Raw genomic sequence first — 9,899 nt, 5'->3', positions numbered from 1 at the left:
CGGGTCCTGCCGGTGTCGGCCGTACGGGGTGCGGGACCGCGCCTCCCGCGCCGGCGCCGCCGTGCCGCCGCATCAGTCCGCCCGCTCGAGACGCGCCCGCGGGTTCCCCGCCCTGGGGTCGTCCGACGTGAAGCGGAGCGCCTTGCCGTCGCGCCGCAGATGTACCGGGTGGGTCCCCTGCAGACACTGTGCCTCGCCGCCCTTCTTCCCCCGTCCCGTGGCCACGAGTTCGTCCGCGGTGGCCGACTTGAGCGTGAGGACGTCCACGCAGACGCCGCCCAGGGCGTCGGTCTGCGTCACCGTTCCCAGCGGCTGCCCGGGCGCGGCCTGCCGGACGACGATGTCGAAGGTGCCCGCGGGCAGGTCCTGCCCGAGCCCGGTCGCCGTCCCCTGGCCCCGCCACGCGCCCACGTAGAACTGCGGGACGGACGCGCCCGTCGAGGCCGACGCGGATGCGGACGCCGATGCCGCTGGGCGGGTGCCGCCCGCGGATCCGTCGTTCCCGCTGTCGCCGCCGCCCGGCAGCATGTTCACCACGAAGATCCCGCCCACCGTCACCGCGGCCAGCGCCCCCGCCACGGCGAGCGCCACCGAGCAGCTCACCCGGCGGCCCCGCCCGTCCGGGCCCTGCGGGGACGACGTCGCGGACACCGACACCGAGAGGCGGCCCGGCCTGGCGTCCTGCGGGGCCTGCGTGGGCGGGGTCGCGGAGGTCGACGGGGTCGACGGGGGCTCTGTCCGCTGCACCGGTACCGGTGCGTACGCCGGGTCCGGCGGGCCGAAGACCCCGGCCGGTTCCGGGCCCCCGGTCACCGAGGGGCTGCTGAAGCCGACCGGGCCCGACGGGGCCACGGCGTCGGCCGGCGTGCCGTCCAGGTCGAGGAGCTGTACGGCGCTGCGCGACACCTGCTCCACCAGTGCGCCGGGCAGCCAGCCCGCCGCGACGAGCCGGGCCGCGCCCTCGGGCGCGAGCCGTCCGGCGACCTCCTGCGGGGTGGGCCGCGCGGCGGCGTCCTTCGCCAGGCAGGCGGCCGCCACGTCCCGCAGTTCGCCGGTCAGGGAGCCGAGTTCGGGCTGCTCGTGGACGACCTTGTAGAGCAGCGCCGCCGACGAGTCACCGGGGAACGGGGACTCCCCCGTCGCCGCGTACACGAGCACCGCGCCCAGCGAGAACACGTCCGCCGCGCCCGTGACGCCCTTGCCGAGTATCTGCTCGGGCGACATGTAGCCGGGCGAGCCGATGGAGACGCCGGTCGAGGTGAGGGAGGCCGTGCCGTCGGTGGCACGGGCGATGCCGAAGTCGATGAGCCGCGGTCCGTCCACGGTCAGCAGCACGTTGGACGGCTTGACGTCGCGGTGGACGAGTCCCAGGCCGTGCACCGCCGCCAGCGCCTCGGCGAGGCCGGCCCCCAGGACCCGTACGGAGTGCTCGGGCAGCGCGCTGCCGTCACCGGCCGCCTGGGCGAGCGAGGGCCCCGCGACGTACCCGGTCGCCACCCACGGCACCGCCGCCCCGGGATCCGCGTCGAGCACGGGCGCCGTCCACGCCCCGCCGACCCGCCGCGCCGCCTCCACCTCGCGCCGGAACCGGGCCCGGAACTCCTCGTCGAGCGCGAAGTGCGGATGGACCACTTTCACGGCGACCGTCCGCCCGCCGGCGCTGCGGCCCAGGTACACGCGGCCCATGCCGCCGTGCCCGAGCCTGCCGAGGAGCCGGTAGGGCCCCACGGTCGTCGGTTCATCGGCCTGAAGCGGCTGCATGCTGGAACCTCCCCCGAACACCCCACGGCGACACGCGCGCACCAGCAGCGTAGTGCGGGTGCGCGAATGCCCGTACGTTCACCCGGATTTCACGCGGTTCCTACAGGAATCGGCAATGCCGTTCACCGATCACCTTTCGGTGGAATTCCCCGGCCGGGGGGCACCGGGCGGAATTCCCGGTGCCGCCGAACCGGATCACCGGGATCACCGGGCGAGAAGTTCGACCTTCACATCAGCGGGAAATCCCGTGGTCGGTCCGACACGCCGGGCGAACTCCGTGACGCCTTCCAGCTGCGCCGTCCCGAAGCGGAAGTCGAGCGTCGTGAAGTACTCCTCCAGGACGGTCTCGTCGAAGACCTCCCAGCGGGCCGCCTGCTCGGCGACCTTGGTGACCTCGTCGAGGGACAGGTCGCGGGAGGCGAGGAACGCCTCGTGCACCTGGCGCGTGATGGCCGGCTCCCGCTCCACGTACTCCTTGCGGGCCGCCCACACGGCGAAGACGAACGGCAGGCCCGTCCACTCCTTCCACATGGCGCCCAGGTCGTGCACCTGGAGTCCGAGCCGCGGCGCGTCGTGCAGATTGGCCCGCAGCGCCGCGTCGCCGATGAGCACGGCCGCCTCCGCGTCCTGCATCATCAGGCCGAGATCGGGCGGGCACGTGTAGTAGTCGGGCCGTACGCCGACGCGCTCGGCGAGCAGCAGCTGCGCCAGACGGACCGACGTGCGGGAGGTGGAGCCGAGGGCGACCCGGCGGCCGTCGAGCCGGTCGAGCGGCACCTGCGACACGATCACGCAGGACATGACGGGGCCGTCGCAGCCGACGGCGAGATCGGGGAAGGCCACCAGGCGGTCGGCGGCCTTCAGGAATTCGACGAGGGTGACCGGCGCGATGTCCAGGTCGCCCTTGACCAGCTGCTCGCTGAGCTTCTCCGGGGTGTCCTTCGTCAGCTCGAAGTCGAGGAGCGATCCCGTCCTGGCCAGGCCCCAGTACAGGGGCATGCAGTTCAGGAACTGGATGTGGCCGACGCGCGGCCGGATGCGCCGCGCGGCCTTGGAGGTCTCGGGAGAATTGTCCACATCGGCGAGGCTAGACCCCATGAGGTACGGTGCAGGATCCGGGTCGTGGACGACACCGGTCAACCCACATCAGGGCCTCATCAAACCTCCGGGTGAAGTGATCTTGCCCTCTATTGCATTCGGCTGCCCGCGTGCTAGGCTCGCCGCAAGTTGCAGTTTGGTTTCCCTTGCAGTACAGAGCCTGCGGAGCATGTAACCGCAGGCTCTCGTCGTTTTCAGACTTTTGCAGTTGTTCGCAAGTGCATTTGCAGGTTCTGGAGCAGGGCGACCCTTTGGCCCATAGGAGGGCTTATGGCTACCGGAACCGTGAAGTGGTTCAACGCTGAAAAGGGCTTTGGCTTCATCGCCCAGGAAGGCGGCGGCCCGGACGTCTTCGTCCACTACTCGGCGATCAACGCGAACGGCTTCCGCTCCCTCGAGGAGAACCAGGCCGTGACCTTCGACGTCACCCAGGGCCCGAAGGGCCCGCAGGCGGAGAACGTCACCCCCGCCTAATCTCTCCTGATCACGCGGTCATGGCCGCATTCTGATCCGGAACCGAGAGCAGTACCCAAGGAGCCCCGCGCCGTCAGGCGGCGGGGCTCCTGCCTTTTTCCGTACAGGCCCTAGGCGAGGGCCGCGCGGGCGGCGACCGCGTCCGCGGGGTCCCAGCCCTCGCCCGGCACCGAGGCGAGCAGCAGCCGGGTGTACGGGTCGGTGGGCCCGGTCAGGACGCGGCGGGTGGGGCCCTGCTCGACCGCCCTGCCCTGCCGCATCACCAGGACCTCGTCCGTGACGTGCTGGACGACGGCCAGGTCGTGGCTGACGAAGACGAGGGCCACGCCGGTGTCCCGGCGGATGTCGTCCAGCAGGCTGAGGATCTGGGCCTGGATGGAGACGTCCAGGGCGGCGACCGCCTCGTCGAGGACCAGGACGCGCGGGTCCACGGCGAGCGCGCGGGCGATGGCCAGGCGCTGGCGCTGGCCGCCGGAGAGGTGGCGGGGGCGGGCCGCGGCCTCGCGCCCGCCGAGGCCGACCTGGTCGAGCAGCGCCGTGGCCAGGGACTCGTCGCGGCTGTGCAGCCGCAACGCCGAGCGCAGGCAGGCCTCGGCGGTGAGGCGCGGATCCAGTGAGACGTAGGGGTCCTGGAACACCATCTGGATCTGCCGGGCGCGGGCGAGGCGGGCCGTGCGGCCGCGCGGGGGTTTCACCGGTCGGGGGGTGCCGTCGACCGCGATCGTGCCGTGGTCCGGGCGGACCAGGCCGACCAGCATGCGGGCGACGGTCGTCTTGCCCGAACCGGACTCGCCCACGATGCCGAGGGCTCCGCCGGGGTTCAGGGTGAAGGTGATGCCGTCGACCGCGGTGTGCCGGCCGCCCGCCGGGAGGGCGTACGTCTTGCGGAGGTCCGTGACGTCCAGGAGTGGTGGTTGCGTGGTCACTTGGGGCTCGCCCCCTCTTTCTCGTTGCGCCGTACCGGGGGTGGACCGGCCGCGGCCCGGGCCCGCCGGCAGGTGACCTCTCCCCCGTCCGCCAGACCGTGCGGCTCCGGGTGCCAGGTGCCGCAGGCGTCCTCCGCGTCCCCGCACCGGCTGACGAACGGGCAGCCGTCGAAGGCGTCCGACAGGGACGGGGGGCGGCCCGGGATCGGGGTGAGGGTGCGGGTCTCGCCGAGGGTGGGCGAGCAGGACAGCAGGCCCCGGGTGTAGGGGTGGGCGGGGGCGGCGAACAGGGCCTTCGCCGTGCGCTGTTCGACGACCCGGCCCGCGTACATGACGTAGACCCGGTCGCAGTACGCCGCCGCCAGGTGCAGGTCGTGCGTGATGAAGAGGAGGCCGGCGCCCTGGGTGGCGCGGGCCTCGCGGAGCTGGGTGAGGATCTCCGCCTGGGTCGTCACGTCGAGTGCGCTGGTCGCCTCGTCGGCGAGGAGGAGGCGGGGGCGGGCCGCCAGCGCGCCCGCGATGACGACGCGTTGGAGCATGCCGCCGGAGAGTTCGTGCGGGCGCTGGCGCAGCCGGCGGGCCGGGTCGGGCAGGCCCACGGCGGCCAGGAGTCCGGCCGCCTGGTCCTTCGTCGCGCCGCGTTCGGTGAGGAAGTCGCCGATGCGGCGGACCGGGTTGAGGGCGGCCCGCGGGTCCTGGTGGATCATCGCGACGGTGGCGGCGCGGTGCCGGCGCAGCTCCTCGCCGGTGAGGGCGAGGACGTCCGTGCCGGACACCCGGACCGAGCCCGTGGTCGTGGCGTGCGCGGGGAGCAGGCCGAGGGCCGCCTTCGCGGTGGTCGACTTGCCGGAGCCCGACTCCCCGACGAGGCCGACGACTTCGCCCTCGGCGACGTGCAGGGTGACCGAGTCGAGGAGCGGGCGGGCCGTGCCGGGGACCGTGACCGTGAGGTCGTTGACCGAGAGCAGCATCGTCAGTCCTGCTTTCCGAGGCGGTCGGCGGCCCAGACCCCGACGACGTTGAAGGAGACGACGACCAGCGCGATGGCCGTGCCCGGGACGAGCGCCGGGAGCAGCGCGCCCTGGACGACGGCCGCCTGGCCCTCCTGGACCATCAGGCCCCAGTCGGAGGACGGCGGCTGGGCGCCGAAGCCGAGGTAGGAGAGGGTCGCGAGGGACATCAGGGCCTCGCCGAAGAGGACCACGAGGTAGCCGAGGATCGACCGGCCGAGGTTCGGGACGAGGTGCAGCGCGCAGATGCGGGTGCCGCCCATGCCCTGGACGCGGTAGGCGTCGACGTACGGCTTGCGGGTCTCGGCGAGGGCGAGGGAGCGGGTGTACTTGGCGATGGTCGGGGTGAAGGCCAGGCCGAGGGCGAGCACCGAGGTCGTCATGCCCGCGCCGAACACCGCGATGATCAGGACGGTGAAGAGCAGCCCAGGGAACGCGTACATCACGTCCGTGAGGCGGGAGACGAGCGTGTCGGCCCAGCCGCCGCGCCAGGCCGCGAGCACTCCGAGCGTCACGCCGAGGACGGCGGCGACGGCGAGCAGCGCGACCGGTGCGACGAGGCTGCTCCGGGCGCCGTACAGCACGCGCGACAGGAGGTCCTGGCCGGACGAGTCGGTGCCGAGGAGGTGGTCGGCGCCGGTGCCGACGAGGGAGGCGGAGAGGTCGATGGCGTCGGGCGCGTAGGGCGCGAGGAGCGGGGCGAGGACGGCCGCGAGCACGACGAGGGCGAGCAGCGCCGCGGCGAGGGTGACGCTCAGCGGGCGCCTGCGGGCGGTCACCGGCGCCAGGGTCAGGGCCGCGGTCATGTGCGGGCCTCCTTCACTCTCGGGTCGAGCAGGGGGTGGGCCAGGTCGACGAGCGTGGTGACCACGACGTATCCGGTGACCATCAGCAGCAGGACGGCCTGGGCGACCGGGAAGTCATGGGTGTTGATCGCGTTGACCAGCAGGGAGCCGATGCCGCTGATGCCGAACGCCGTCTCGACGACGACGGTGCCGGCGAGCATGCCCGCCATGACGAGGCCGCACATGGTGACGATGGGCCCGAGCGCGTTGCGCAGGACGTGGCGGCGGACGATGTCGCGCTCCGGGACGCCGGAGGCGCGGGCCGCCTCGACGTGGTCGGACGCGGCGGCGTCCGCCATGGACTGCCGGGTGACGCGGCTGATGATCGCCAGCGCGCCGAGGGCGAGCGAGAGGGCGGGCAGCGTGAGGTGGTGGAGCGTGCCCGTGAAGCCCTCGCCCGCTCCGGTGACCGGGAACCAGCCGAGCTGGACGCCGAAGACCGAGACGAGGGCGATCGCGGCGACGAACGACGGGACGGAGGCGGCGAGCGTGGTGCCGCCGACCACCGCCGAGTCGACCCAGGTGGAGCGCTTGACCGCGGCCAGGATGCCGGCGCCGACGCCGAGGACGACGTACAGCAGCGTGGCGTACGCGACCAGTTGGAGGGTGGTGGGGAGCCGGGCGGCGATCAGGTCGGCGACCTGGTCGCTGTACTTGAACGACCGGCCGAGGTCGAGGTGGACGGTGTCCCACAGCCAGCGGCCGTACTGCACGACGAGCGGTTCGTCGAGGTGGTACTGGGCGCGGACCTGCGCGAGCCGTTCGGGGGTGAGTTTGTCGCGGCCGCCCGCGAGGAAGACCGCGGGGTCGCCGGGGGCGGCGTAGACGGCGGCGAAGATGACGAAGGAGGCGGCGACGAGGGTCGCCACGAGTCCGGCCAGGCGGCGGGCGAGGCGGCGGGCGAGCTGGAGAGGTGTGTACATGGCGGCCTCGACTAGCCCTTCTTCGCGCCGAGTTGAGCGGCCCACGGGTAGTAGAGGTAGGCCTGGGAGGCGGTCGGACCGGTCAGTTTCCGGTCGAGGACGAGGATGGTGGGGATCTGCGCGACGGGGATCCAGACGGCCGACTCGACGAAGGTGCGCTGCACGTCGACGGCGAGGGCGGCGCGCTTGGCGTCGTCGAGGGTGGCGAGGGCCTGCTCGACCTTCTTGTCGTACGCGGCGTCCTTGAAGCCGACCCAGTTGTTGGAGGAGTCGGACAGTCCGTTGTCGTAGAAGCCCATCGGGTCGGCCTTGGAGATGTACCAGTCGCCGACCAGCACGTCGATGTCGGCGCGGGCCGTCGGGTCGCTGTAGAACTCCTCGAACTGGGCGGTGGGCACCGTCTTGATCTCGGCGCGGACGCCGATGCGCTGGAGTGCGGCGCGGGTGGCGTTGGCGACGACGGTGCGGCCCTGGCTGGCGTCGGTGCCGATGACGACGGGGGCGGTGGGGGCGCCGGCCTCCTGTACGAGGTCCTCGGCCCGGGCGAGGTCGTCGGCGTCCGGCGAGGCGGGCGCGTCCTGGTCCAACTCCTTCTGGGCGGCGGCGAACTCGGCCTTCTCGTAGCCCCAGGCGCCGGAGCCGACGGGGGTGGCCCACGGCTGCACGAGGCCGCCGTAGCCGGACTCGGCTATGCCCTTGCGGTCGAGGGCGAGGGACAGCGCGCGGCGGATCCTCGGGTCGTCGAGGCCGCCGCGGTCGGTCGGGATGAGGACCAGGGACGCGGTCGAGGGTCCGTAGTACTGGGCGAGGTCCTGGTCGGCGCGCAGCGCGGCGGCCGTGTTCGGGGACTCGGCGTAGGCGCCGTCGGCGGCGCCGGTCCTGAGCGCGTTGACCAGGGCGCTGTCGGAGGCCCAGCGGAAGACGACCTCGCGGGTGAGGGGCTTGTCGCCCCAGTAGTCGTCGTAGGCGCGCAGGGCGATGGAGTCGCCGGACTTCCAGGAGGCGAGTTCGTAGGGGCCCGAGCAGGCGTCGGGCTGGCCCGGGGTGCCGAACTCCTTGCCGGACCTGGTGACTTGGGCCTTGTTCCAGACGATGCCGGCGTCGCCCGCGAGGGCCTTGAGGAACATGGCGTCGGGTTCCTCGAAGCGGACGGTGACCTCGTCGGCGCCGGTCTTCCTCATGGAGGTGACGTTGCCGAACTCGTCGGACTGCTCCATGTCCTTCGACGCGTGCCGCTCCAGCGACCACACGACGTCGTCGGCCGTCAGCTTCGTGCCGTCGTGGAAGGTGACGTCGTCGCGGATCGCGAGCGTGAGGGTCCTGCCGTCGGCCGAGGTCGTGGCCTTCCGCGCGAGGAACGGCTTCGTCGTCATGTCGGGCTGGAGCTGGTAGAGGCGCTCGCAGACGTTGGTGAGGACGACGCGGCCCGCGCTGGAGCCCTGGGTGTCCAGGTCGAGGGAGTCGGGCTCGTCCTCCAGCAGCCAGTTCGCCTTCGACAGGCTCCCCTTCGCCTCAGGGGTGGTGGCGTCGAGCTTCAGGTCGGCGGCGGAGGTCCTGGGTCCGCTGTCCGCGGGGCGGTCGGCGCCCGCGCAGCCGGTGGCGGCGAGGAGGGCCGCCGCGAGTGCGGTCGCTGTCGCGGTCCGCCGGGTGGTCGTCGTCATCTGGGGTCTCCGTACGGGCCGTCGTAGAGGTTCCAGGGCAGGTGCTGGTAGTCGCGGTCGCAGGGGGTGCCCGCCGTGACGTGGTAGTCGCCGCTGGTCAGGTCGACGCAGGAGGAGACCAGCGTCGTCCAGTGCTCGACGAGGGGGCGGCGGGCGTCGGGGTGGGTGCACAGCGACTCGGGCAGGCCCAGGTGGTCCGACATGGCCTGCTTGACGATCTTGCGGGACTCGTCGGGGCCGGTGGAGCCGCGCAGGGCGGCCAGGCCCTGTTCGGCGCGGGGCACCCGCACGAGGGAGTCGGACGACAGGGGCCGGTAGTCGGCGGCGAGGGCGGCGGGGACGCCCGCCTGGTAGTGGTTGCCGTGCACGAGCAGCCCGTCGGTCGGATACATCCAGCCGATGCCCGCGGGCGTCGTCTCCAGGTCGACGGCGAAGCCCTCGCGGCAGGTCAGCAGGGCGTTGCTGGCGATGTGGGCGCGGGTGCGGCACAGGACGTCGAGGGCGTCGGTGACCGTGTGGGTGTCGAGGACGGCGCGGCGCACGACGGTCTGCGGGAGGCCGATCGCGTCGCTGAAGCGGCCGCCGAGGCCGTTGGCGTTGAGGGCGATGCCGGCCGAGTTGGCGCCCTGGCGGCCCACCTGGCCCGCCTCGACCTGCATGATGACGGTCGGTTTGGGCGGCTGGACGATGCGGATCATGACCACGGTGTCGGCCACGCCGGCCCGCCAGTCCCAGTTCTGGCCCGCCCAGACGTGGCCGTCGCCGCTGGCCTCGCCGTAGGCGGCGAAGGACGTGCAGCCCTCCGCGGGTTCCTCGTCGGCCGGCGCCGCCGTCTCGGACATGCCCTTGAAGGAGCGGTCGTAGATGACCTCGCCGCGGGCGTTGAGCGCGAGGACGTCCAGGACGTCGACGCCCGCGCCGTCGGCGATGCCCCGCATCTCGTCGAGGAGTTCGGGGGCGAACGCCCGCACGGGCTCCAGCCAGCGGGCGGCGCGGGCGGTGACCTGGGTCCAGGTGAGGCCCGCGGAGCGGCCGAAGGCCTCCTCGTAGTAGCCGATCGCGGCGTGCAGTCGTGGCCGTACGGCCTCGCCGTACTGACGGCCGCGGTCGAGGGGGGCGCCGCTGATGTCGATGACCGGAAGGGTCCGGGGTGCCATTGTTCTCCTCGCGACGGAGAGGTTCCCGCAACCGGTCTGTAATG

General features: G+C 72.9%; 9 protein-coding genes. 1 reads left to right on the top strand and 8 read right to left on the bottom strand.

Annotated features, from left to right (window positions below):
* Nucleotides 1-72: 72 nt before the first annotated feature.
* Both RBJ77_RS03575 and RBJ77_RS03570 read right to left on the bottom strand, forming a co-directional pair.
* Entirely contained in the window at nucleotides 73-1,761 is a 1,689-nt protein-coding gene (locus tag RBJ77_RS03575) for a protein kinase (RefSeq protein ID WP_372343651.1), read from the bottom strand.
* Between the two features lie 204 nt (nucleotides 1,762-1,965).
* Nucleotides 1,966-2,859 carry a menaquinone biosynthetic enzyme MqnA/MqnD family protein gene (locus tag RBJ77_RS03570; RefSeq protein WP_372343650.1) on the bottom strand — a complete coding sequence of 298 codons (894 nt, stop codon included), beginning with the start codon at nucleotides 2,857-2,859 and terminating at the stop codon, nucleotides 1,966-1,968.
* Between the two features lie 270 nt (nucleotides 2,860-3,129).
* Between RBJ77_RS03570 and RBJ77_RS03565 the strand changes: the two genes are divergently transcribed.
* On the top strand, nucleotides 3,130-3,333 hold the full coding sequence (locus RBJ77_RS03565) for a cold-shock protein (protein WP_003948780.1): 204 nt from the start codon (nucleotides 3,130-3,132) through the stop codon (nucleotides 3,331-3,333).
* Nucleotides 3,334-3,443: 110 nt separating this feature from the next.
* On the opposite strand, the gene RBJ77_RS03560 is transcribed toward RBJ77_RS03565, so the two are convergent.
* The 6 genes from RBJ77_RS03560 to RBJ77_RS03535 are packed head-to-tail and all read right to left on the bottom strand — an operon-like array spanning nucleotide 3,444 to nucleotide 9,855.
* Nucleotides 3,444-4,259, bottom strand: coding sequence for an ABC transporter ATP-binding protein (locus tag RBJ77_RS03560; RefSeq protein ID WP_372343649.1), 816 nt, complete (start codon nucleotides 4,257-4,259; stop codon nucleotides 3,444-3,446).
* Nucleotides 4,256-5,230 (bottom strand): ABC transporter ATP-binding protein, encoded by a 975-nt coding sequence (locus RBJ77_RS03555; protein WP_372343648.1) that lies wholly within the window; start codon nucleotides 5,228-5,230, stop codon nucleotides 4,256-4,258. The genes RBJ77_RS03560 and RBJ77_RS03555 overlap by 4 nt, the downstream gene beginning before the upstream one ends.
* Before the next feature lie 2 nt (nucleotides 5,231-5,232).
* A complete protein-coding gene (locus RBJ77_RS03550; RefSeq protein ID WP_372343647.1) occupies nucleotides 5,233-6,075 on the bottom strand; it encodes an ABC transporter permease in 843 nt (280 codons plus the stop codon).
* The gene (locus RBJ77_RS03545; protein ID WP_372343646.1) at nucleotides 6,072-7,037 is read right to left on the bottom strand and encodes an ABC transporter permease; all 966 of its coding nucleotides are present in this window, start codon (nucleotides 7,035-7,037) and stop codon (nucleotides 6,072-6,074) included. Before RBJ77_RS03545 ends, RBJ77_RS03550 begins: the two co-directional genes overlap by 4 nt.
* Nucleotides 7,038-7,048: 11 nt before the next feature.
* On the bottom strand, nucleotides 7,049-8,698 hold the full coding sequence (locus tag RBJ77_RS03540) for an ABC transporter substrate-binding protein (protein ID WP_372343645.1): 1,650 nt from the start codon (nucleotides 8,696-8,698) through the stop codon (nucleotides 7,049-7,051).
* The gene (locus tag RBJ77_RS03535) at nucleotides 8,695-9,855 is read right to left on the bottom strand and encodes a C45 family autoproteolytic acyltransferase/hydolase (RefSeq protein ID WP_372343644.1); all 1,161 of its coding nucleotides are present in this window, start codon (nucleotides 9,853-9,855) and stop codon (nucleotides 8,695-8,697) included. Before RBJ77_RS03535 ends, RBJ77_RS03540 begins: the two co-directional genes overlap by 4 nt.
* Between the last annotated feature and the right edge of the window lie 44 nt (nucleotides 9,856-9,899).

Origin of the sequence: Streptomyces sp. KL116D, assembly GCF_030766975.1 — a bacterium.
Classification (GTDB): domain Bacteria; phylum Actinomycetota; class Actinomycetes; order Streptomycetales; family Streptomycetaceae; genus Streptomyces; species Streptomyces longispororuber_A.
Note: the sequence above shows the minus strand (reverse complement) of the source record. Positions and strands in the feature narration are given on the sequence as shown.

Excerpts from the sequence above, each read along its gene's own strand:
- RBJ77_RS03575 (WP_372343651.1), bottom strand. The coding sequence starts at position 1,761 with ATGCAGCCGCTTCAGGCCGATGAACCGACGACCGTGGGGCCCTACCGG.
- RBJ77_RS03570 (WP_372343650.1), bottom strand. The coding sequence starts at position 2,859 with ATGGGGTCTAGCCTCGCCGATGTGGACAATTCTCCCGAGACCTCCAAG.
- RBJ77_RS03565 (WP_003948780.1), top strand. The coding sequence starts at position 3,130 with ATGGCTACCGGAACCGTGAAGTGGTTCAACGCTGAAAAGGGCTTTGGC.
- RBJ77_RS03555 (WP_372343648.1), bottom strand. The coding sequence starts at position 5,230 with ATGCTGCTCTCGGTCAACGACCTCACGGTCACGGTCCCCGGCACGGCC.
- RBJ77_RS03550 (WP_372343647.1), bottom strand. The coding sequence starts at position 6,075 with ATGACCGCGGCCCTGACCCTGGCGCCGGTGACCGCCCGCAGGCGCCCG.
- RBJ77_RS03545 (WP_372343646.1), bottom strand. The coding sequence starts at position 7,037 with ATGTACACACCTCTCCAGCTCGCCCGCCGCCTCGCCCGCCGCCTGGCC.
- RBJ77_RS03540 (WP_372343645.1), bottom strand. The coding sequence starts at position 8,698 with ATGACGACGACCACCCGGCGGACCGCGACAGCGACCGCACTCGCGGCG.
- RBJ77_RS03535 (WP_372343644.1), bottom strand. The coding sequence starts at position 9,855 with ATGGCACCCCGGACCCTTCCGGTCATCGACATCAGCGGCGCCCCCCTC.